This is a genomic window from Streptomyces sp. NPDC024698 (assembly GCF_055559015.1).
The window spans coordinates 423,063-445,051 of sequence record NZ_JBVHLK010000002.1 but is presented as its reverse complement, the minus strand read 5'-3'; the positions used below and the strand labels follow the sequence as shown (position 1 = coordinate 445,051).

Below are 21,989 nucleotides of genomic sequence, written 5' to 3'. Positions count from 1 at the left end.
CGGGCCCCGCTCCCCACAGACGGCCGCCCGCCCCGAAAGGCAGTCGGGGCGGACGGCCCGTACCACCCTGCCAGATCCACCCGACGTCATCTCGCACACCCTCTGGAGACTCTCAATGCGCACGACGCGCCTTTCGGCGGCCATGGTCGCCGCCGCCGTGGTGTCCGGCACGCTGGCTCTGGCGAGCCCGGCGTCCGCCGACCCCACCCCCGCCGGCACGTTCCGCAAGTTGGTCGGCGTGGGTTCGGACACCACCCAGGACGTGCTCAACGCCCTCGCCGGCGACACGGTCAACGGCAACGCCTACACGGCCACCGCCGTGAAGTCGGCCGACGGCGCGGGCATCGCCTCGTACGACGCGATCGAGCCCGTCACCGGCTCCACCACCTCGAACATCCAGACCCGCACGGGCGGCCCGTCCTTCCAGCGCCCGAACGGCTCCGGCAAGGGCCGCCTCGCCCTGAGCATGGCGCTCACCGGCGACAAGTTCCCCGACAGCTCGGGCGTCTCCATCAAGGGCCAGGTCGACTTCGCCCGCTCCTCCAGCGGCCCGAGCTCCTCCGGAACCGCCTTCACCTACATCCCGTTCGCGCGGGACGCGGTCGGTGTCGCGGTCCGCGGCTCGGCCCTGAACACGCTGACCGTCGACCAGCTGCACGACATCTACTCGGGCACCCTGACCACGGTGAACGGCCAGACCGTGCACCCGAAGATCCCGCAGAGCGGCTCCGGCACCCGCAAGTTCTTCCTCGGCGCCATCGGCCTCACCGACGCCACGCTCTCCCCGACCGTTGCCACCGTCCAGGAGAACCAGGCCAACGGCGCCCTCGACACGGACGGCGCGCTCGTCCCGTTCTCGGTGGGCAGCTGGATCGCCCAGAACAACGGCATCTCCCCGGACTTCAGCACCACCGCTGCCGCCGCCGGCGCCCACCTGGCCGCCGTGCAGCTGCCCGGCGACACCGGCGCCACCACCCCGGTCGCCACCGTGAACGGCAAGCTCGCCCCGGTCGGCGCCTACTACGAGAACGCCACCTTCGGCCGCGACGTCTACAACGTCGTCCCGAGCCGCGCGATCGACCCGGCCGGCATCTTCTTCGACAAGGACCTCTACGACGTCTTCGTCACCAGCGGCTCCCACGAGGCGGCCCTCGCCTCGGACGCCGCCGAGGGCGTCATCGCCAAGTTCGGCTTCGTGAACGAGTCCTACAACGGCTCGGTCAACCTCGCCAAGCACGCCAAGCTCGGCGGCCTGGAGGAGTCCGGCGTCGACGCCTCCACCCCGGCCGCGCCCACCCTGAGCGGCACCCGCGGCGACGGCAGCGTCAAGCTCGGCTGGACCGCACCGGCCGCCACCGGCCTCCCGGTCACCGACTACCGCGTGACCCTGACCGGTTCGGACGGCGCCGTCGTCGCCGTCAAGGACCTTCCGGCCACCACCACGTCGTACACCTTCGGCGGTCTGGCCCTCGGCCACTACACCGCGACGGTCTCCGCCGCCAACCTCAACGGCACCGGCACCGCCGCCTCCTGGACCGGCGACATCAAGTACACGACCACCACGAAGGCGACCGCCGTCACGACCGCGTACGGGAAGGCGCCGAAGATCGGCGTCACCGTCACCGGCACGCACGGCACCGTCCCGACCGGCACGGTCACCGTGAAGGAGGGCACCACCACCCTCGGCACGGGCACCCTGGACAGCACCGGAAAGGTCTCGGTCAGCCTGTCCAGCCACCTCAAGGTCGCCAAGCATGACCTCACGGTGTCCTACGGCGGCAACAGCAAGCTCCTGACGTCCGGCGGGACCGCCTCGCTGACCGTCTCGAAGGCGTCCGCGAGCGTCGGCGCCACCGCGCCCGCCTCGATCAGCCACCTCTCGCAGGCCAAGGCCACCGCCAAGGTCACCGCGACCGGCACCACGCCCACCGGAACGGTCCGCATCTACGAGGGCTCGCGCGTCATCGCCACCGGCACCCTCAGCGGCGGCAAGGTCACCGTCAAGCTGCCGAAGCTGTCCCGCGGCACGCACACCCTGCACGCCTGGTACGTGGGCTCCACCACGGTGAGCTCGAAGAACGGCGCCAACTTCAAGATCAAGTCCACCTGACCCACGGCCGTCCGGCCACCTGCTCGCCGGGAGCGTCCGCGGACGCTCCCGGCGAGACCCCCGATCCGCCCGAACCGCCTTACCCGTTCCGTGAGTTGAGTGAAGGAGACGTGCCGCCGTGACGGTCGCCGTACAGACCACGCTCGCAACGCCCCTGCCGCGTCCGGGTGTTCGCAGCGTCACCGCCGTCCGGCATCTCGCCCGCGGCGGACTGCTCACCCTCGCGGCCCTGCTCCTCGGCCTGACCGCGCAGCTGCTGTTCCTCAGCGGCTTCCAGGAGCGGGTGGCCCAGCACGCCGCGTACGACTCCCTGCGTGCCCAACTCGCCCTCGGTACCGCTCCGGTGGCCCAGACCGACCAGCAGGGCGCCCTGCTCGCCCCCGGCACCCCGGTGGCGCTCATCGACATCCCCGCCCTCCATGTCCGTCAGGTGGTCCTGGAGGGCACGGACTCCGGGGTGACGACCGAGGGCCCCGGCCATCGCCGGGACACCCCGATGCCGGGGCAGGCCGGCACCAGTGTGCTCATGGGCCGCGCCGCCGCGTACGGCGGTCCCTTCGGGCGCCTCGGCGACCTCGCGGCCGGGGACACGTTCAGCGTGACCACCGGCCAGGGCAAGGCGAAGTACCGGGTCTTCGGCATCCGGCGGGCCGGTGATCCCGCACCCGCCCCGCTCGACCCGGGCAAGGGCCGCATCGTTCTCCTGACGGCCACGGGAGCGGATTTCATGCCCGGCGGGGTGCTGCGGGTCGACGCCGAGCTGGTCTCCAGGCCGGCCCAGACCCCGGCCGCGGTGATCCGCTCCGGCACGCTCCCCCACGCGGAGCAGCCGCTGGCCCGGCCCGGCGGCATGCCGTGGCCGCTGGTGATGTGGCTCCAGGCGCTGGTGGCCGTGGCGGTCGGCGCGGTGTGGGCCTGGCACCGCTGGGGCCGCCACCAGACCTGGATCGTGTTCGCCCCGGTCGTCGCGGTCCTCGGCCTCCAGGTCGCCACCCGCGCGACGGAACTCCTCCCGAACCTGACCTGACCGACTCGACTCGACCTGACTCGACCCGCCCCGCCCCGACTCGACCTCCGCCCGTGCCTCGTGCCCGATGTCCGGGCCCCGTGAGCCCGCCCGATCCCCGTGACCCCGCCGAGCCAGGTCCGACCCCGGTCGCCGCGCGGCTCGACCCGATCCGATCCACCCCGACCCCCTCTTGAGGTGCCCGACGTGACCGATGCGACTGCCGCGCGTGACAGCGCCGCGACCGAGACCGCCCCGACCGAAAGCGTTCCGGCCGGGACCGGCCGCGCGCCCACCGCCACCGCCCTCATCGACCCGAAGGCCGCCGCCGACACCCTCGCGCTGCCGTCCGTCCCGTCGGACGGGACGTTCCCGGCCCGCCCGGGGGCGGGTCCCGCGGAGCTCGACGCGCGCGAGGTGTCGGCCTGGTTCGGCAGCCACCTGGTACTGGAGCGGGTCTCCCTGACCATGCCCGCGGGACAGGTCACCTCCCTGATCGGACCGTCCGGCTGCGGCAAGTCGACCTTCCTGCGCACCCTCAACCGGATGCACGAGCTGATCCCCTCCGCCCAGATGGCCGGCGAGGTGCTCTTCGACGGCGAGGACATCTACGCCCCCGAGCGCCGGCTGACCGAGGCCCGGCGCCGGATCGGCATGGTCTTCCAGAAGCCGAACCCGTTCCCGGCCATGTCGATCTACGACAACGTGGTCGCGGGCCTGCGCCTGACCGGCACGCGGACGGGCCGCCGGGAGAAGGACGAGCTGGTCGAGGAGAGCCTGAGCCGGGCCGGCCTGTGGAAGGAGGTCAGGGACCGGCTGCGGCAGCCCGGCGGCGCGCTCTCCGGAGGTCAGCAGCAGCGGCTGTGCATCGCCCGCGCCCTCGCCGTACGGCCCCGGGTGCTCCTGATGGACGAGCCGTGCTCCGCGCTCGACCCGACCTCGACCCGCCGCGTCGAGGAGACCATCCACGAGCTCGCCGGCCAGGTGACCGTCGTCATCGTCACCCACAACATGCAGCAGGCGGCCCGCGTCTCCCAACGGTGCGCCTTCTTCCTCGCCGAGCAGGGCACCCCGGGCGGGATCGTCGAGCACGGCGCCACCACCGACATCTTCGGCACCCCCAAGGACCGGCGCACGGCGGACTACGTGGCGGGCCGCTTCGGCTGAGACCCGCACCCACCCGGACCGGGGCCGTGCCCCCCCGACGCCGGGCCCGCGCTTACCGGAACCGGGGGCCGCGCCCACCCGGACCGGGGGCCGCACCCGCCCACCCGCGGCCGCACCCCCGGCCTCCGCATCACCGAACGTGACCCCGGGGGCCGCGACCGGTGACCGTTCCGGGACCGGGGCGCGACGGTGTGAGACCGTGGAGACCACGAAGGGGAATGGGCCCGGGCCCGCCGGGTGTTCCCCGGTGCACAGCGGCGGACGCCACCCGCCGTGTCGGATCACGGCCGGTCACCCGCGTCCGTTCAAGATCCAAACGCTCGGAGAGCCGGGCGAGTTTACCCATCCCCACAGCCGACCATGCGCGGCGCGGCCAGATTTTCTTCCCCTAACGGGCTGAACTTTTGTTGATCGTGGGTTAGTTGGCCGCCCGATCGTCCTACCCTTCAAAGGGTGAACCAACTGATGTCCCGAGAGTCCGAGGCCGATCTCCCCGGGGAGCCGCTGCTCCCGGGCGCGCTGCCCGAGGCACTGCGTGCCGAACTTGTCGCGTTCCGCCGCGACTTGCACATGCACCCGGAGCTCGGCAACCAGGAGTTCCGCACCACCGCGGCCATCAAGGCACGCCTGGAGCAGGCGGGCCTCAAGCCGCGGGTCCTCTCCATCGGGACCGGTCTCATCTGTGACATCGGGGACCCGGACGACGTACGCCCCATGCTGGCGCTGCGCGCCGACATCGACGCGCTGCCCATCCCGGACACGAAGAGTGACTGCGCGTACCGCTCGACCGTGCCCGACCGCGCCCACGCCTGCGGCCACGACGTCCACACGACGGTCGTGCTCGGCGCCGGTCTGGTCCTCGCCGACCTGCACGCCCAGGGCCTGCTGCCCCGGCGTGTCCGGCTGATCTTCCAGCCCGCGGAGGAGGTGCTCCCCGGCGGCGCCCCGGACGCGATCGAGTCGGGCGTGCTCGAAGGGGTCGGCCGGATCGTCGGCGTGCACTGCGACCCGAGGGTCGACGCGGGGCGCATCGGACTGCGGCACGGCGCCATCACCTCGGCGTGCGACCGGCTGGAGGTGTCGCTCGACGGCGCGGGCGGCCACACCGCGCGCCCGCATCTCACCACCGACCTCGTCACGGCCGCCGCGCGGGTCGTCACCGACGTGCCGGCCCTCGTCGCCCGGCGCGTGGACGCCCGCAGCGGGCTCGCGGTGACCTGGGGGCGCATCGAGTCGGGGCACGCCTGCAACGTGATCCCGCAGCACGCCGAACTGTCGGGGACGATTCGCTGCCTGGACCTCGACGCCTGGCGGGCCGCGCCCGACCTCGTCCACGCGGCGATCGACGAGATCGCGAACCTCTACCGCGCCAAGTCCGAGATCAACTACATCCGGGGCGTCCCGCCCGTCGTCAACGACCCGGCCGTCACCGACCTGCTCCGTGACGCGATGACGGCCCGGCGCGGCGCGCAGTCCATCGAGGACACCGAGCAGAGCCTCGGCGGCGAGGACTTCTCCTGGTACCTGGAGCACGTGCCGGGCGCCATGGCCCGGCTCGGCGTGCGGCGCCCCGGCGACCGCACCACCCGCGACCTGCACCGGGGCGACTTCGACGCCGACGAGCACGCGATCACGGTCGGCGTGGAGATGTTCACCGCCGCGGCCCTCCTGGACCAGGGCACGGAGTAGGGCCCGCCAGGCCGGGCGCCCCGGCCTCGTCCCACCGCGCGCCCGGCCCGCCCCGCCCGGCGCCCGGCCCGTCCCGGCCCGCGCCCAGGGCCCGTCGGAACCCCTGGGCGCGATCGGGTGTACTCCGGTCGCGCCCCCCGACCCCCCGCAGTAGCGTGAACGGCAGTTCTTCGACAACTGTCACTCCGTGGAGCAGGATCCACCCGCTCCGTCACGGCGGTCCGTTCACCGGAATCGCGCGTGACGACGCCGATGGGTGCTGTGTCCCCCGGCACGCCTTTCGGCCGCGTGGTTCACAAGGACGTAACCGGCCATCGGCACGAATGGATAACGGCCAGGCGGAATCCCGTTCCCTGGACGGTCTACGCGCGTTAATGTGCGCCGAACTCAGCACCCACTGCGGGGCTTTGGAGAATGGGGAACTTCAGATGCGTCGGATAGCCAGCCTGACCCGCGTCGCGGTGGGGGTCGCGTCGCTCGCACTCGCCGCCACCGCCTGCGGCGGCACCAGCAGCGACAGCAACAGCAGCAGCAACAGCAGTTCGAGCGGTGGCGCCAAGGGCCTCGCGATCGCGTACGACGTCGGCGGCAAGGGCGACCAGTCCTTCAACGACGCCGCGTTCGAGGGTCTCCAGAAGGCGAAGAAGGAGTTCGGCTACCAGACGGCCGACGTCGAGCCCACCGACAACGAGACCGACGCGGACAAGCAGCAGCGTCTGGAGTCGCTGGCCAGGCAGGGCTACAACCCGGTCATCGGCATCGGCTTCGCCTACGGCCCCGCGCTGGAGAAGGCCGCCGCCAAGTTCCCGAAGACCAGCTTCGGCATCGTGGACTCGGTCGTCCCGGGCAAGAACGTGGCCTCCCTGGTCTTCGCCGAGCAGGAGTCCTCGTACCTCGCCGGTGTCGCGGCCGCCAAGGCCACCAAGAGCAACGTCGTCGGCTTCATCGGCGGTGTGGACGTTCCGCTGATCCACAAGTTCGAGGCCGGCTACACCCAGGGCGTCAAGGACACCAAGCCCGGCGTCAAGGTCCTCTCGCAGTACCTGACGCAGACCGCCGCCGAGGGTGGCTTCTCCAGCCCCGACAAGGGCAAGGCCGCCGCCGAGGGCCAGATCGAGAAGAAGGCCGACGTCCTCTACGCGGCGGCCGGTCTGTCCGGCCAGGGCGTCATCGAGGCCGCCTCCAAGGCGGGCGTGTGGGCGATCGGCGTCGACTCCGACCAGTACAAGCAGGCGGCGCTGTCCGCGTACAAGGACAAGATCCTGACCTCCGCGCTCAAGGACGTCGGCGGCGCGGTCTTCAGCATGGCCAACTCGGTCCACGACGGAAAGCCGCTGACGGGCACGCAGACCTTCGACCTCAAGGTCAACGGTGTCGGCCTCGCCGACAGCAACCCGAAGATGGGGCAGATCGCCGGTCTGACCGACGCCGTGGCCAAGGCCAAGGCGGCCATCATCGCCGGTGACATCAAGGTCAAGACCTCCTAGTCGGGTCGTGCCCTGGTGAGCGTGGCGGGTCAGGCCGCCGCGGTCCCGCCGGAGGGCGAACACAACCGAAGCACAGCGGAACGGGCGGGCACCCCAGGTGCCCGCCCGTTCCGCTGTTCCGCTGTCCGTACACGGAGTCACCCTCCGCGACGTTTCCTTTGCGATCGGCATGCCCGGGACCCGCGGGCGAGTGGCGTCGGGCACAGCCGCATAACAAGGTGGACAGAAGGGGTTTTCTAGTTGGTCTACGCGCGTTAATCTGCGGCGAAGCCAGCGCCGAAGCTGAACCGTCAGGCGCTGAACGACAGGAGCACACGTAATGCGCCGGGTTACCCGCATCGCGCTCGCAGGCACTGCGACCGCCTCTCTCGCCCTCGCTCTCTCCGCCTGTGGCGGCACCTCGACCTCCTCGTCCTCCTCGGACTCCAAGAGCGGTCACAAGGGCCTCGCCCTCGCGTACGACGTCGGCGGCAAGGGCGACCAGTCCTTCAACGACGCCGCGTACGAGGGCCTGAAGAAGGCGAAGGGCGAGTTCAAGTACGCCACCGCCGACCTCGAGCCCACCGACGGCGAGACGGACGCGGACAAGACGCAGCGCCTCATCTCGCTGGCCAAGCAGGGCTACAACCCGGTCATCGGCATCGGCTACTCCTACGGCCCGGCCGTCAAGGCCGCCGCGGCGAAGCTCCCGAACACCACGTTCGGCATCGTCGACGACTCCACCGTCGTGGCGAAGAACGTCGCGGACCTGGTCTTCTCCGAGCAGGAGGCCTCCTACCTGGCCGGCGTCACCGCCGCCAAGGCCACCAAGACCGACACCGTCGGCTTCATCGGCGGCGTGGACGTTCCGCTGATCCACAAGTTCGAGGCGGGCTTCGAGCAGGGTGTCAAGGACACCAAGCCCGGCGTCAAGGTCCTCTCGCAGTACCTGACCCAGACCGCCCAGGAGGGTGGCTTCTCCAGCCCCGACAAGGGCAAGACGGCCGCCGAGGGCCAGATCGAGAAGAAGGCCGACGTCGTCTACGCGGCGGCCGGTCTGTCCGGTCAGGGTGTCATCGAGGCCGCCTCCGCCAAGAAGGTCCTGGCGATCGGTGTCGACTCCGACCAGTACCAGCAGGCGGCGCTCGCGCAGTACAAGGACTCGATCCTGACCTCCGCGACCAAGGATGTCTCCAAGGCGGTCTTCAACCTGGCGAAGTCGGTCGAGGACGGCAAGCCCGAGAGCGGTATCGTTCGGGGCGATCTGAAGTCCGGTGAGGTCGGCCTGGCCGACTCCAACCCGGCCTTCAAGAACAACACCGCGATCCAGGACGCCGTCAAGGCCGCCCAGGAGAAGATCATCAGCGGTGCGATCAAGGTCAAGACCAGCTGACGAGAGTTACCTCAGGAGCAGCCAATGCGGTCCCGGGGAAGTTCGGGCGAGTCTCAGTGCCGTCGGGCACGGGGAGGCGCCTGTTCCGACCCGGAGTCGCTTGGTAACCGCGGGGTTACGTCCGCTCAACGGGATACGAGGAGTCTTGCTCTTCGTATCCCGTTCTCGCGGCCCGTGGCCCCTTTCGTTGCCGTAGGGGCGCTACGCGCGTAGACGACCCCCTTTCCCTCAGGAGAGTGCGCCATCAACGCGTCCAGCAGCCCTCCGGCCGGCGCGGTCGACGGTCAGACGACCGCTGTCGAACTCGCCGGGATCACCAAGCGATTCCCTGGCGTCGTGGCCAACCACGACATCCACCTCAGCGTCCGCAAGGGCACCGTGCACGCCCTCGTCGGCGAGAACGGCGCCGGCAAGTCGACGCTGATGAAGATTCTCTACGGCATGCAGAAGCCGGACGAGGGCACCATCGCCGTCGACGGCGAACAGGTCACCTTCTCCTCGCCGGGCGACGCCATCGCCCGCGGCATCGGCATGGTCCACCAGCACTTCATGCTGGCCGACAACCTCACCGTCCTGGAGAACGTCGTCCTCGGCAGCGAGAAGCTGTACGGGATCGGCGCCAAGGCCCGCCGCAAGATCGTGGAGCTCTCCGAGCGCTACGGCCTCGGCGCCCGCCCCGACGTCCTCGTCGAGGAGCTCGGTGTCGCCGACCGGCAGCGCGTGGAGATCCTCAAGGTCCTCTACCGCGGTGCCCGCATCCTGATCCTCGACGAGCCCACCGCCGTCCTCGTCCCGCAGGAGGTCGACGCGCTCTTCGACAACCTGCGCGAACTCAAGGCCGAGGGCCTGTCGGTCATCTTCATCTCCCACAAGCTGGGCGAGGTCCTCTCCGTCGCCGACGACATCACGGTCATCCGGCGCGGCACGACGGTCGGCACCGCCGTCCCGTCCGAGACGACCCCGCGCCAGCTCGCCGAACTGATGGTCGGCAGCGAACTGCCCACGCCGGAGACCTCCGAGTCGACGGTCACCGACCGGGCCGTGATCGAGGTCGACGACCTCGTCGTCTTCGCCAAGGGCTCGGTGTCGATGGGCAAGGGCTCCGCCGCCCTGCTGATGGACGAGGTGGAGCGCGGCGCCGTACGGCTCGTGCTCGACCATGTCTCCTTCACCATCCACGCCGGTGAGGTCATGGGCATCGCGGGTGTCGAGGGCAACGGCCAGACCGAGCTCATCGACGCGCTGATCGGCCTGAAGGCCGCCGACTCCGGCGTCATCCGCTTCGCGGGCGAGGACATCACGGCGCTGTCCACGCGCAAGCGCCGCGAGAACGGCATCGGCTACATCCCCGAGGACCGGCACCGCCACGGCCTCCTCCTGGAGGCCCCCCTCTGGGAGAACCGCATCCTCGGCCACGTCACCGAGAAGCCCAACGCCAAGGGTGTCTGGATCGACATCAAGGGCGCCCAGCAGGACACCCGCCGCATCGTCGAGCAGTACGACGTGCGCACCCCCGGCATCGACGTCACCGCGGCCTCCCTGTCCGGCGGCAACCAGCAGAAGCTGATCGTCGGCCGCGAGATGAGCCACAAGCCGAAGTTCCTGATCGCCGCCCACCCCACCCGCGGTGTGGACGTCGGCGCGCAGGCGCAGATCTGGGACCAGATCCGCGAGGCGCGCCGCGACGGTCTCGCCGTCCTGCTGATCTCGGCCGACCTGGACGAGCTCATCGGCCTGTCCGACACGCTCCGGGTGATCTACAACGGCAAGCTGGTCGCGGACGCGGACCCGGCCACCATCACCCCGGAGGAACTCGGCTCGGCCATGACCGGCGCCACCTCCGGACACCTGGAGAACGAGGAGCTCGCCGAAGCGGCCGAGCTCGAAGAGCCCGCCGAGAACCCGGCGGACGCCCCGGAAGACGAGGCCCGCTGATGAAGAAGTTCGACAAGGAGCGCATCCTCCTCGGGGTGGCCGGACCGGTCATCGCGCTCGTCGTCGCCGTGGCGCTGACCTCGATCGTGCTGCTCGCCTCGGGCAAGAGCCCGATCGAGCCGTACACGATCATGTTCCAGCAGGCGACGTACTCCGACATCCAGGTCCTGATCATCAACCAGGCCTCGCTGTACTACATCGCGGCGCTGGCGGTGGCCATCGGCTTCCGGATGAACCTGTTCAACATCGGTGTCGACGGCCAGTACCAGCTCGCCGCCATGATGGCCGCGATCGTCGGCGCGCACGTCGCGCTGCCCGCCGCGCTCCAGGTCCCGCTGCTGATGCTGACCGCGATCTTGACCGGCGCGTTCTGGGCCGGCATCGCCGGTGTCCTCAAGGTCACCCGCGGGGTCAGCGAGGTCGTCGCGACGATCATGCTGAACGCGATCGCGACCTCCGTCATCGCCTACCTGTGGCTGCCCGACGTCTTCGGCGTCAAGCTCGGCAACAACAACACCACCGGCGAGATGCACAAGTCCGGCTGGATCCCCGGCTTCAACATGGGCGACGCGGGCGAGATCTACGGCCTGGTCATCCTCGCCGTGGTCCTCGGCATCGGCTACTGGATCGTCCTCAACCGCACCCGCTTCGGCTTCGACCTGCGCGCCTCCGGCGCCTCCGAGTCCGCCGCCGCGGCCAGTGGTGTCGACCCCAAGCGCATGGTGCTCACCGCGATGCTGCTCTCCGGTGGCATCGCCGGTCTCGCGGGTCTGCCGATCCTGCTCGGCGACACGCACACGTACAGCCTGAACTTCCCGGTCGGCATCGGCTTCCTCGGCATCGGTATCGCCCTGCTCGGCCGCAACAGCCCCGTCGGCATCGCGTTCGCGTCCCTGCTGTGGGCCTGGCTCGACAAGGCCTCGCCCGAGCTCGACTTCCACGGGTACGACAAGGAGATCGCGGTCATCATGCAGGGCCTGATCGTGATCGCCGTCGTCGTCTCCTACGAGTCCGTGCGCGAGTGGGGTCTGCGCCGCCAGCAGCGCCGCGTCGGCGCGGAACTCGCCGCGGGCAACGTCCTCGGCGGCACCGACAACACCCAGAAGGAGGTGGCTGGCCAGTGACCACCGCAATCGACGTCAACCAGCCCACGCTGGAGCCCGCGGCTCCCAAGAGCCGCCGGATGTCGCTCCCCGTCCTCCTGCTGGTGATCGCGGGCGCCCTGGCGCTGACCTCGATCGTCCGCATCATCACGGGCGCCGACGGCATCACCAACGTCAGCCAGATGTCGACCGCGCTCGAACTGGCCGTCCCGATCGGCCTGGCCGGTCTCGGCGGTCTGTGGGCCGAGCGCTCCGGCGTCGTCAACATCGGCCTCGAAGGCATGATGATCCTCGGCACCTGGTTCGGTGCCTGGGCCGGTTACCAGTGGGGCCCCTGGACCGGAGTCCTGGTCGGCGTCATCGGCGGCGCCGTCGGCGGTCTGCTGCACGCGATCATCACGGTCACCTTCAACGTCAACCACATCGTCTCCGGTGTGGCCATCAACATCCTCGCGCTCGGCGTCACCCGCTACCTCGCCCCGATCGCCTTCGAAGGCGTCCAGGGCGGCTCGGCCAAGCAGTCCCCGCCGGTCCACTCGCTCGGCCAGTTCACCGTGCCAGGGCTCTCCGACTGGCTCACCACCCTGAACTCCAAGGGCTGGTTCTTCATCTCGGACCTCGCCGGTCTGCTCGGCGGTCTGGTCACCGACGTCTCCTGGCTGACCCTGATCGCCGTCGCCCTGATCCCCACCACCTGGTGGGTCCTGTGGCGCACCTCGTTCGGTCTGCGGCTGCGCTCCTGCGGCGAGAACCCGATCGCGTCCGAGTCGCTCGGCGTGAACGTCTACAAGTACAAGTACATCGCCGTGATCATCTCCGGCGGTCTGGCCGGTCTCGGCGGCGTCTTCCTCTCCATCGTCGCCAACCCCTTCTACCTGGAGGGCCAGACCAGCGGCCGCGGCTACATCGGTCTCGCGGCGATGATCTTCGGCAACTGGATGCCCGGCGGCCTCGCGCTCGGCGCCGGACTGTTCGGCTACACCGACAGCCTCAACCTGCGCGGCGGCTCGGAGAACGTCCACGCCCTGCTGCTGCTCGGCGCCATCCTGCTCGTCATCGGCGCGATCTGGCTCGCGGTCAAGAAGAAGTACGTCTCGGCCGTCATCACCCTGGTCGTCGGCGTCCTGGTGTTCCTCTGGTACGCCACGACCAACGAGGTGCCCAACCAGATCGTCTCCGCCACGCCGTACGTCATCACCCTGCTCGTCCTCTCCCTGTCGGCTCAGCGTCTGCGGATGCCGAAGGCGGACGGCCTGCCGTATCGGAAGGGGCAGGGCAAGTGACAGCCGCCGGCGTGGAGCCCGCGGACGTCGACTGGGCGGAGCTGCGGGAGGTGGCCCGTACGGCGATGACCCGTGCGTACGCCCCCTACTCGGACTTCCCGGTCGGCGCCGCGGCCCGTGTCGACGACGGCCGGATCGTCTCCGGCTGCAACGTCGAGAACGCCTCCTACGGTCTCGGCCTGTGCGCCGAGTGCGGTCTGGTCTCCGAACTGCGGGCCACCGGAGGCGGTCGGCTGACGCACTTCACCTGCGTCGACGGGCGGGGCGAGATCCTCGTCCCGTGCGGACGCTGCCGGCAGCTGCTGTTCGAGTTCGGCGGGGAGGAGCTGATCGTGGAGACCCCGCGCGGGCTCGTGCCCCTCTCCGAGATGCTCCCGCAGGCCTTCGGGCCGGGCCATCTCACCAAGTAATGCCCCGCGGCCCCTCCCCGGCTTCGGCCGGGGAGGGGCCGCTCATCTTTCGGAAGGAACGCCATGGCCATGGACGCCGTCTCCGTCATCCGCACCAAGCGGGACCGTGCCGAACTCAGCGACGCGCAGATCGACTGGGTCATCGACGCGTACACCCGCGGTGAGGTCGCCGACTACCAGATGGCCGCCCTCAACATGGCGATCCTGCTCAACGGCATGAACCGCCGTGAGATCGCCCGCTGGACGGCCGCGATGATCGCCTCGGGCGAGCGCATGGAGTTCTCCTCCCTGTCCCGCCCCACCGCCGACAAGCACTCCACGGGCGGCGTCGGCGACAAGATCACCCTCCCGCTGGCCCCGCTCGTCGCCGCCTGCGGCGCGGCCGTCCCCCAGCTGTCCGGGCGCGGCCTCGGCCACACCGGCGGCACCCTGGACAAGCTGGAGTCGATCCCCGGCTGGCGCGCGCTGCTGTCCAACGAGGAGATGCTGCACGTCCTCGACACCACCGGCGCGGTCATCTGCGCGGCCGGCGACGGACTCGCCCCGGCCGACAAGAAGCTCTACGCGCTCCGCGACGTCACCGGCACGGTCGAGGCCATCCCGCTCATCGCCTCCTCGATCATGTCCAAGAAGATCGCCGAGGGCACCGGCTCGCTGGTCCTGGACGTGAAGGTCGGCACCGGCGCCTTCATGAAGACCATCGAGGACGCCCGCGAGCTCGCCTCCACCATGGTGGGCCTCGGCACCGACCACGGTGTGAAGACGGTCGCCCTGCTCACCGACATGTCGACGCCGCTCGGCCTGACCGCGGGCAACGCCCTGGAGGTCCGCGAGTCGGTCGAGGTCCTCGCCGGCGGCGGCCCCGCCGACGTCGTCGAACTCACCGTCGCCCTGGCCCGCGAGATGCTCGACGCGGCCGGCATCAAGGACGCCGACCCGGCGAAGGCGCTCGCCGACGGCTCCGCGATGGACGTGTGGCGCCGCATGATCGCCGCGCAGGGCGGTGACCCGGACGCCACGCTGCCGGTCGCCCGCGAGCAGCACGTCGTGACCGCGTCGGCCTCCGGCGTGCTGACCCGCCTCGACGCGTACGACATCGGTATCGCCGCCTGGCGCCTCGGCGCCGGACGCGCCCGCAAGGAGGACCCGGTGCAGGCCGGCGCCGGTGTCGAGCTGCACGCCAAGCCTGGTGACACGGTCACCGCGGGCCAGCCCCTGCTGACCCTCCACACGGACACCCCGGACCGCTTCGACTACGCGCTCCAGGCCGTCGAGGGCTCGTACGACATCGCCGCGGCCGGCACGGACTTCACGCCGGCCCCGATCGTGCTGGACCGCATCGCCTGACCCTTTCGCCTGATCCTTCTGGACGCCCAGGACGGTGGACCGGTGCGCACGCGCCGGTCCACCGCCTTTCCGGGCACCCGCCACTCGCCTCTCACCGCTCGCCTCTCACCCGAGCACGGCCGCGATCACCACGAGCACCGGCACGGCGAGGATCGTCGAGAGCAGGACGGACTCGCGGGCCAGGGTCTCCCCGACCCGGTAGCGCGAGGCGTACGTGAACAGGTTCTGCGCGGCGGGCAGCGCCGAGGTGACCACCACGTCGAGCAGCGGCGCGCCCCGCAGGCCGAACAGTCCGACGGCCGCCGCCCAGGCCGCCAGCGGCTGTCCCAGCGCCTTCAGAGCGACCGACAGCAGCACCGGGCCCCGGTCCGAGCCGCGGCCGGGCAGCGCGCTGCCGCACAGAGAGATCCCGAACGCCAGCAGCACCGCGGGTACCGACATACCGCCGATCAGCCGGAGCGGTTCCATCACCGGGCCCGGCACGGTGAGACCGGCCGCCGACACCGCGACCCCGCCGAGGGAGCCGACCGCGATCGGATTGCGCAGTGGAGTGATCAGCCGCCGCCACAGCGGCCCCTTCCCGCCCGGACCGGACAGGTCGAGAACGGTCAGGGCGATCGGGGTGACCATGATCTGCTGGAACAGCAGCACCGGCGCCACCAGCGAGGCGTCGCCCAGCACGTACACGGCGATCGGGATGCCGAGGTTGCCGGAGTTGACGTAACTGGAGCAGAGCGCGCCGATCGTCGTGGGGCCCAGGCCCCAGCGGCGTACCGCCCCCACGGCGACGAACACCCCGGCCGCCGCGGCCGTGCTCATCGCCGTGACCAGCAGCCGGCTGGAGAAGACGACCGACAGATCGGCCTGCGCGAGCGTCGTGAACAGCAGCGCGGGCGAGGCCACGTGGAAGGCGAGCCGGGTCAGCACCTCCCGCCCGTTGTCCCCGAGACTGCCGCGCCGCCCGATGACGTACCCGGCGCCGATCACGACGGCGATGACCATGAAGCCCGTCAGTACCCCTCGCACGGAGCCCCCTCGCCGCGGAGAGGGCCGTCGGGTATCGCGGGCGGAACCGGTTCAGGGGGCATGCATCCAACCCAACGGGGAGGAGCGGCCGCGGGTCAATGTGATCTTCCGGGCACTCCGCGATGAGTTCGGGGCCGCCCGCCGGTCTACTGACCGTGGACTCCGTGAAACCGGCCGTGCTCGTGCTGCCCGGACTCGTCGCCCCCGGCCAGGTGCCCGGGCTCTGCGAGGCCGTCCGGGCGCTCCTCGGGACGACCGGCGCCGGGGTCGTGATCTGCGACGTCGGGAACCTCGGGCCGCCCGGACTCACCGCCGTCGACGCGCTGGCGCGCATGGAACTGGCGGCCCGCCGGGCGGGCGGCCGGATCCGCCTGCGCGGCCCCGATCCCGCGCTGAGCGCCCTACTCGATCTCGTCGGCCTCCGCTTCGAGACCTGCGACGGCTCCGGGCCCACCGGCTGCGCGGTCGCCCGGGGCCCCGGCCTCCCCGGATCCGTCGAGGCGCAGGGGCAGCCCGAAGAGGGGGAACCAGCGGGCCGTGTCCAGGAAGCAGTGGAACCCGGCGATACGGCCCTTTGAGATCTCCAGCGCCTGCACCGCCCAGGCCGTGTGACCGCCGCCGTCCTCGTCCGGCTTGTACTGGGCGAAGCCCGGCAGGCCGTTGACCTCGACCGGGACCAGCCGTGAACCGGCGCAGGCCGCGCCCAGGGTCGTCATGAAGCCCGTGATGTCCCCCGGGCCGCGCAGCCACAGGTCGAACGGCGGCATCGTCATGATCGCGTCCTCGTGCAGGAGAGCCGTCAGGGCCGTCATGTCATACCCCTCGAAGGCCGCCACATAGCGTTCCAGGAGCTTTTGCTGCTCCTCGTCGAGCGGGTCGGAGACGGCGGCGTCCGCGCCCGCCTCGGCCTTCTCCGCGAGGGTGGCCCGGGCCCGCTGGAGCGCGCTGTTGACCGAGGCGACCGTCGTGCCGAGGAGTTCGGCGACCTCGCTCGCCCGCCAGGCCAGGACCTCGCGCAGGATCAGGACCGCGCGCTGCTTGGGCGGCAGCTGCTGGAGGGCCGCCATGAACGCCAGGCGCACCGACTCCTTGGCGACCGCAGCCTCCGCCGGGTCACCGGTCGCCGGCAGCACACGGGCGTCCGGAACCGGCTCGAGCCAGGTGTTGTCCGGGCGCGGGGTGAGCGCCGCCTGCGCGAGCGGCGAGGGGCCCGTCAGATCCATCGGACGAGCCCTTCTGTTGCCCGCGTTGAGCATGTCCAGACACACGTTCGTCGCGATCCGGTACAGCCAGGACCGCATCGAGGAACGGCCCTCGAACCGGTCGTAGCCGCGCCAGGCCCGGACCATCGTGTCCTGCACCGCGTCCTCGGCCTCGAAGGACGAGCCGAGCATGCGGTAGCAGTACCCGGTCAGCTCGGTGCGGTGCTTCTCCAGCCGGACGTCCAGGTCCGCCGTTGTCGCCGTGCCCTCGCTCATGCCTACCCACCCCTGTGGCAGCTTCCCGTGTCGCGCGTCGTCGCGCCGGCACTTCGGAAGCTATCGCAGCCCACTGACAATGGCGTGCGGAGCGGGGAAAGCAGCAGGTCACCAGGGGTGTTCCGGAGCCCGCCCGAACGTGGCGCGGGCGGGCTCGGCGGACACCGCGGGCCTCAGTGGGCCAGTGCGGGAGCCCGGCGTGCGGCGGTGCGGGCCGCGCGGGAGCCGAACAGGGTGATCGAGACGACGCCCAGCACCGCGAAAAGCCCCATGGTCACCGTGCCCGCCCAGCCCCCCGCGTGGAAGGCGACCGCGCCCAGGGTGCTGCCGGCGCTGGAGCCGATGTAGTACGCGGACTGGTAGAGCGCCGAGGCCTGGGCCCGGCCCTCCTTCGCGGTGTGGCTCACCGACGACGACGCCACCGCGTGGCCCGCGAAGAAGCCCGCGGTGATCAGGACCAGACCGAGCAGGACCAGTGCCAGGGAGCCGGCGAGGGTCAGCAGCAGACCGGCGGTCGTGGTGGCGCCCGCGAGGTAGAGGGAACCGCGGCGGCCCAGGCGCCCGGCCAGGCGGCCCGCCGTCGACGCCGACACCGTACCGACGAGATAGACCAGGAAGACCGAGCCGACGATGCCCTGCGGGAGCGAGAAGGGCGCCTCGGCGAGGCGGTAGCCGATCACCGTGTAGACCCCGCCGAACACCATCATGAACAGCGCGCCGATCGCGTACAGACGGCACAGCAGCGGGTTCGCCAGATGGCCGCGCACCGTGCGGGCCAGCACCCGGGGCCGCAGCGAACCCCGCGTGAAGTGCCGCGGCGCCGGAAGCAGCAGCCGGAAGGCCACCGCGCAGACCACGGCGATCAGCCCGATCGTGCCGACGGCCACCCGCCAGCCCCACTCCTGAGCCACCCAGCCGGTGATGACCCGGCCGCTCATCCCGCCGACGCTGTTGCCGGCGACGAACAGACCGATCGCGGTGATCAGCGCCTTGGGACGGACCTCCTCGGCCAGATACGCCGTCGCCGAGGCCGGGAGTCCCGCGAGCGCCGCGCCCTGGACCGCCCGCAGGGCCACGAGCGCCCCGCTCGAGGGCGCGAAGGGGACCAGCAGACCGACCGTGACCGCCACCACCAGGGACGCCGTCATCAACGTACGCCGTCCGAAACGCTCCGACAGCGCGCTCATCGGCAGCACGAACAGCGCGAGCCCGCCCGTCGCCGCCGACACCGTCCAGCTCGCCTCGCCCGCGCTGACCCCGAAGTCCGAGGAGACCAGCGGGAGCAGGGCCTGGGTGGAGTAGAGGAGCGCGAAGGTCGCGACACCGGCGAGGAAGAGCGCGAAGCTCATCCGGCGGTAGCCGGGCCCGCCGGGGGCCATGCGGGAGTCGGTGGCGGCGGAGACGGCGGCGGGAGCGGAGGCGGCGGCGCCCGTGGTGACGGGCGCCCCGGTACTGGCGGAAGGCATACCTCGAACGTAGGCACACGTCGTTCATCCGTCCAATGCATGGAATCGTCATAATCGTTCCCGTGGCGCATCAGCAGAGGTCAGAGGCTCACCTGTCACCGTTCAGTGACACAGAAGACGGCGCGCGCTTCGCGCGGCTGCTCGCTCCGCGCCTGGCGTACTTCGCCGGTGTCGCGCGCACCGAGCACGTCACCAGGGCCGCGGAGCAGATGAGGGTCCCGCAGTCGACCCTCTCCAGGGCCATGGTCAGGCTCGAACAGGACCTGGGCGTCGACCTGTTCGCGCGCCACGGCCGGACGGTGTCGCTGACCCCCGCGGGCCGCGCCTTCCTCTCCTCCGTGGAGCGGGCCCTCGCCGAGGTCGAGCGGGCCGCCGAGCAGGTGCGCGCGGACGCCGACCCGGCCACCGGCAAGGTGGCGTTCGGCTTTCTGCACACGATGGGCTCGGAGACGGTACCGGGGCTGATCCGCGCGTTCCGCGCCGATCACCCGGGCGTGCGCTTCAGCCTCGTGCAGAACTACGGGGAGGCCATGCTGGAGCGGCTGCGGTCGGGGGAGCTGGACCTGTGTCTGACCTCGCCCGTGCCGGACGCGCCCGATCTGGTGGGCCGCCGGCTCGACGAGCAGAAGCTGCGTCTGGTCGTGCCCGCCGACCATCCGCTGGCCGGGCGCAAGCGGGTCCGACTCGCCGAGGCGGCCGACGAGATCTTCGTGACCCTGGAACCCGGCTACGGGATGCGCCGGATCACCGACGACCTGTGCCAGGAGGCGGGGTTCCGGCCGCGTATCGCCTTCGAGGGGGAGGAGGCGGAGACGCTCAGGGGCCTTGTCGCGGCCGGCCTCGGGGTCGCCCTGCTGCCGCCACCGGCCGTCGCCCGTCCGGGAGTTGTCGAACTGACGGTCACCGCTCCGCGCGCCGTGCGCGAGATCGGCGTCGCCTGGCTCGACGGCCACCCGGACACCCCGCCGGTGGCCGCCTTCAAGAAGTTCCTGCTCTCCCGCCGCGGCCACCTGCTCCCCGAGTGAGGCTAGCGGCGCAGCGACTGTCCGAAGCCCGCCGCGAGGGGCATCCGCAGGCCCAGTGGCGGCGGTGCGGCGAAGGCGTCCTCGACCGGGCGGGAATAGGAGTGCCCGAACAGCGAGCCCAGGACGAAGTCCTCGGCGAGGGCGAGGACTTCGTGCCGGTGCTGGTGCAGCGCGTGTCCGTCCGAGTGGACCTCGAAGCGGCAGATCCCCCGGTTGGCCTTCTTGGCGCGGGCCGCGAGCCGGAAGGACAACTCCGGGTCGGTGCGGGCGTCGTTGGTGCCGTGCACGATCAGCACCCGCCGTCCGGCCAGCTGTTTCACCGGTTCGGGTGGCGCCGCGACATCGTCCTCGGGCAGCCAGGGTGCCAGCGCCAGCACGGAGTTGACGGCCGGATGCCCGCCCGAGCGCAGCGCCGCCCGGCCGCCCATGTCGATGCCGGCCAGGCACACGGGCACGTCGCCGTAGCGGCGGACGATCTCGTCGGCGGCCCAGGAGGCGTCGGCCGCGAGATGGGCCTCGCTGCCGTTCCATCCGCGGACCCGGTAGTGCACCACGTGGCCGACCAGGCCCTCCGCGCGTCCGGCACGGGTCAGCCGGCGCCCCAGCGCGCGTACGGAGGCGGTCGCCATCATGGGCGAGGGTCTTCGAGCCGAGGTCTCCTCGCCGCCCGGCAACAGCAGAACCACTCCGCTGACCGCCGTCGGCTCCGCGCCGATCACCCTCCCCAGCCGGGCCCTGCGAACCGCCGTCGCTTGCTGTCCCATGACAGAACAGTGTCAGAAGCAAGGGTGTACGCCACCCGTCCGCACGGTCACCGTTACATATCGGCGGATGCGTACACCAGGAGATCTACGCGCGTAGGGGCTACAGTGCCGAAATGACGAGCCAGATCCGGAACACCCCGAGCTCGGAGCAGGTCCGCCGGGCGCCCAAGGTCCTGCTGCACGATCACCTCGACGGGGGCCTGCGCCCCGGCACGATCGTCGAACTCGCCCGCGAAACCGGCTACTCCGGCCTGCCCGAGACCGATCCCGGCAAGCTCGGGATCTGGTTCCGCGAGGCCGCCGACTCCGGCTCGCTGGAGCGGTACCTGGAGACCTTCGCCCATACCTGCGCCGTCATGCAGACCCGTGAGGCCCTGGTGCGGGTCGCCGCCGAGTGCGCCGAGGACCTCGCCGAGGACGGGGTCGTCTACGCCGAGGTGCGGTACGCGCCCGAGCAGCACCTGGAGGGCGGCCTCAGCCTCGAAGAGGTCGTCGAGGCGGTCAACGAGGGCTTCCGTGAAGGGGAACGGCTGGCCCGCGAGAACGGCCACCGCATCCGGGTCGGCGCCCTGCTGACCGCGATGCGGCACGCGGCCCGCGCCCTGGAGATCGCCGAACTCGCCAACCGCTACCGCGACTCGGGCGTCGTCGGCTTCGACATCGCGGGCGCCGAGGCCGGCTTCCCTCCCACCCGGCACCTCGACGCCTTCGAGTACCTCAAGCGCGAGAACAACCACTTCACCATCCACGCCGGTGAGGCGTTCGGCCTTCCCTCGATCTGGCAGGCCCTCCAGTGGTGCGGCGCCGACCGGCTCGGACACGGCGTCCGCATCATCGACGACATCACGGTGCGCGAGGACGGCTCGGTGGAGCTCGGGCGGCTCGCGTCGTACGTCCGCGACAAGCGCATCCCGCTGGAGCTGTGCCCGAGCTCGAACCTCCAGACCGGCGCCGCGGACTCGTACGCGGACCACCCCATCGGGCTGCTGCGACGGCTGCACTTCCGGGCGACGGTCAATACCGATAATCGCCTCATGTCGGGCACGAGTATGAGCCGGGAATTCGAGCACCTGGTCGAGGCGTTCGGTTACTCGCTCGACGACATGCAGTGGTTCTCGGTCAATGCTATGAAGTCAGCATTCATTCCTTTCGATGAACGGCTGGCCATGATCAATGACGTGATCAAGCCCGGATATGCAGAATTGAAGTCCGAATGGCTGTTCCAGCAGGCCGCCTCCACCAGCGGTTCTGTAGGAGAAAACGCCTGATCGAGGTGAATGGAAAGCGGCCGGGTCTTCACTTTTCCTCCATGACTCGGCCG

Annotated in this window: 17 protein-coding genes and 1 pseudogene; 14 read left to right on the top strand and 4 right to left on the bottom strand. The window is 71.0% G+C overall.

The annotated features are described in order from the left end of the window. The first annotated feature begins 115 nt into the window (after nucleotides 1–115). The 11 genes from ACZ4AA_RS06445 to ACZ4AA_RS06395 all read left to right on the top strand — a co-directional run bounded on the left by ACZ4AA_RS06445 (nucleotide 116) and on the right by ACZ4AA_RS06395 (nucleotide 14,909). Nucleotides 116–2,110, top strand: a complete 1,995-nt coding sequence (locus ACZ4AA_RS06445; RefSeq protein ID WP_467596355.1) for an Ig-like domain repeat protein — start codon at nucleotides 116–118, stop codon at nucleotides 2,108–2,110. Between the two features lie 118 nt (nucleotides 2,111–2,228). Further along, nucleotides 2,229–3,137 (top strand): sortase, encoded by a 909-nt coding sequence (locus tag ACZ4AA_RS06440; RefSeq protein WP_467596352.1) that lies wholly within the window; start codon nucleotides 2,229–2,231, stop codon nucleotides 3,135–3,137. A 321-nt stretch (nucleotides 3,138–3,458) separates the two neighbouring features. Next, nucleotides 3,459–4,283 carry a phosphate ABC transporter ATP-binding protein PstB gene (pstB, locus tag ACZ4AA_RS06435; protein WP_467597084.1) on the top strand — a complete coding sequence of 275 codons (825 nt, stop codon included), beginning with the start codon at nucleotides 3,459–3,461 and terminating at the stop codon, nucleotides 4,281–4,283. Nucleotides 4,284–4,748: 465 nt separating this feature from the next. After that, nucleotides 4,749–5,972 carry a M20 family metallopeptidase gene (locus tag ACZ4AA_RS06430; RefSeq protein ID WP_467597081.1) on the top strand — a complete coding sequence of 408 codons (1,224 nt, stop codon included), beginning with the start codon at nucleotides 4,749–4,751 and terminating at the stop codon, nucleotides 5,970–5,972. Between the two features lie 428 nt (nucleotides 5,973–6,400). Continuing rightward, nucleotides 6,401–7,459 carry a BMP family lipoprotein gene (locus tag ACZ4AA_RS06425; protein WP_389403727.1) on the top strand — a complete coding sequence of 353 codons (1,059 nt, stop codon included), beginning with the start codon at nucleotides 6,401–6,403 and terminating at the stop codon, nucleotides 7,457–7,459. Between the two features lie 319 nt (nucleotides 7,460–7,778). Then, nucleotides 7,779–8,831: a BMP family lipoprotein gene (locus ACZ4AA_RS06420; RefSeq protein WP_467596349.1), complete on the top strand. Its 1,053-nt coding sequence runs from the start codon at nucleotides 7,779–7,781 to the stop codon at nucleotides 8,829–8,831. Nucleotides 8,832–9,074: 243 nt separating this feature from the next. Beyond that, a complete protein-coding gene (locus ACZ4AA_RS06415) occupies nucleotides 9,075–10,766 on the top strand; it encodes an ABC transporter ATP-binding protein (protein WP_467597078.1) in 1,692 nt (563 codons plus the stop codon). After that, entirely contained in the window at nucleotides 10,766–11,890 is a 1,125-nt protein-coding gene (locus tag ACZ4AA_RS06410) for an ABC transporter permease (protein ID WP_467596346.1), read from the top strand. Before ACZ4AA_RS06415 ends, ACZ4AA_RS06410 begins: the two co-directional genes overlap by 1 nt. A gap of 59 nt (nucleotides 11,891–11,949) precedes the next feature. Further along, nucleotides 11,950–13,152 (top strand): ABC transporter permease, encoded by a 1,203-nt coding sequence (locus tag ACZ4AA_RS06405; RefSeq protein ID WP_467597075.1) that lies wholly within the window; start codon nucleotides 11,950–11,952, stop codon nucleotides 13,150–13,152. Next, nucleotides 13,149–13,562: a cytidine deaminase gene (locus ACZ4AA_RS06400; RefSeq protein ID WP_467596344.1), complete on the top strand. Its 414-nt coding sequence runs from the start codon at nucleotides 13,149–13,151 to the stop codon at nucleotides 13,560–13,562. Before ACZ4AA_RS06405 ends, ACZ4AA_RS06400 begins: the two co-directional genes overlap by 4 nt. Before the next feature lie 63 nt (nucleotides 13,563–13,625). Then, nucleotides 13,626–14,909: a thymidine phosphorylase gene (locus tag ACZ4AA_RS06395; protein WP_467596341.1), complete on the top strand. Its 1,284-nt coding sequence runs from the start codon at nucleotides 13,626–13,628 to the stop codon at nucleotides 14,907–14,909. A 105-nt stretch (nucleotides 14,910–15,014) separates the two neighbouring features. Here the strand turns inward: ACZ4AA_RS06395 and ACZ4AA_RS06390 are convergent, their stop codons facing one another. Then, complete coding sequence (locus ACZ4AA_RS06390) at nucleotides 15,015–15,935, bottom strand: AEC family transporter (RefSeq protein ID WP_467596338.1); 921 nt, start codon at nucleotides 15,933–15,935, stop codon at nucleotides 15,015–15,017. A gap of 122 nt (nucleotides 15,936–16,057) precedes the next feature. On the opposite strand from ACZ4AA_RS06390, the pseudogene ACZ4AA_RS06385 reads away from it, so the two are divergent. After that, a pseudogene (locus ACZ4AA_RS06385) lies at nucleotides 16,058–16,297 on the top strand (STAS domain-containing protein); the annotation flags it as partial. 39 nt (nucleotides 16,298–16,336) lie between these two features. On the opposite strand, the gene ACZ4AA_RS06380 reads toward ACZ4AA_RS06385, so the two are convergent. Continuing rightward, nucleotides 16,337–17,413 carry a sigma-70 family RNA polymerase sigma factor gene (locus ACZ4AA_RS06380; RefSeq protein WP_467596335.1) on the bottom strand — a complete coding sequence of 359 codons (1,077 nt, stop codon included), beginning with the start codon at nucleotides 17,411–17,413 and terminating at the stop codon, nucleotides 16,337–16,339. A 173-nt stretch (nucleotides 17,414–17,586) separates the two neighbouring features. After that, the gene (locus tag ACZ4AA_RS06375) at nucleotides 17,587–18,879 is read right to left on the bottom strand and encodes an MFS transporter (protein WP_467596332.1); all 1,293 of its coding nucleotides are present in this window, start codon (nucleotides 18,877–18,879) and stop codon (nucleotides 17,587–17,589) included. Nucleotides 18,880–18,941: 62 nt separating this feature from the next. On the opposite strand from ACZ4AA_RS06375, the gene ACZ4AA_RS06370 reads away from it, so the two are divergent. Next, nucleotides 18,942–19,904, top strand: a complete 963-nt coding sequence (locus tag ACZ4AA_RS06370; protein WP_467596328.1) for a LysR family transcriptional regulator — start codon at nucleotides 18,942–18,944, stop codon at nucleotides 19,902–19,904. 2 nt (nucleotides 19,905–19,906) lie between these two features. Here ACZ4AA_RS06370 and ACZ4AA_RS06365 read toward each other — a convergent pair whose 3' ends face one another. After that, nucleotides 19,907–20,668: an alpha/beta hydrolase gene (locus ACZ4AA_RS06365; protein WP_467596324.1), complete on the bottom strand. Its 762-nt coding sequence runs from the start codon at nucleotides 20,666–20,668 to the stop codon at nucleotides 19,907–19,909. Between the two features lie 113 nt (nucleotides 20,669–20,781). Between ACZ4AA_RS06365 and ACZ4AA_RS06360 the strand changes: the two genes are divergently transcribed. Continuing rightward, nucleotides 20,782–21,936, top strand: coding sequence for an adenosine deaminase (locus ACZ4AA_RS06360; RefSeq protein WP_467596320.1), 1,155 nt, complete (start codon nucleotides 20,782–20,784; stop codon nucleotides 21,934–21,936). Nucleotides 21,937–21,989 lie beyond the last annotated feature (53 nt).

Bases quoted from the DNA above. Each gene is read 5' to 3' on its own strand.
- ACZ4AA_RS06410 (WP_467596346.1), top strand. From the start codon at position 10,766: ATGAAGAAGTTCGACAAGGAGCGCATCCTCCTCGGGGTGGCCGGACCG.
- ACZ4AA_RS06430 (WP_467597081.1), top strand. From the start codon at position 4,749: ATGTCCCGAGAGTCCGAGGCCGATCTCCCCGGGGAGCCGCTGCTCCCG.
- ACZ4AA_RS06395 (WP_467596341.1), top strand. From the start codon at position 13,626: ATGGCCATGGACGCCGTCTCCGTCATCCGCACCAAGCGGGACCGTGCC.
- ACZ4AA_RS06445 (WP_467596355.1), top strand. From the start codon at position 116: ATGCGCACGACGCGCCTTTCGGCGGCCATGGTCGCCGCCGCCGTGGTG.
- ACZ4AA_RS06365 (WP_467596324.1), bottom strand. From the start codon at position 20,668: ATGGGACAGCAAGCGACGGCGGTTCGCAGGGCCCGGCTGGGGAGGGTG.
- ACZ4AA_RS06425 (WP_389403727.1), top strand. From the start codon at position 6,401: ATGCGTCGGATAGCCAGCCTGACCCGCGTCGCGGTGGGGGTCGCGTCG.
- ACZ4AA_RS06360 (WP_467596320.1), top strand. From the start codon at position 20,782: ATGACGAGCCAGATCCGGAACACCCCGAGCTCGGAGCAGGTCCGCCGG.
- ACZ4AA_RS06405 (WP_467597075.1), top strand. From the start codon at position 11,950: ATGTCGCTCCCCGTCCTCCTGCTGGTGATCGCGGGCGCCCTGGCGCTG.
- ACZ4AA_RS06380 (WP_467596335.1), bottom strand. From the start codon at position 17,413: ATGAGCGAGGGCACGGCGACAACGGCGGACCTGGACGTCCGGCTGGAG.
- ACZ4AA_RS06375 (WP_467596332.1), bottom strand. From the start codon at position 18,879: ATGCCTTCCGCCAGTACCGGGGCGCCCGTCACCACGGGCGCCGCCGCC.
- ACZ4AA_RS06420 (WP_467596349.1), top strand. From the start codon at position 7,779: ATGCGCCGGGTTACCCGCATCGCGCTCGCAGGCACTGCGACCGCCTCT.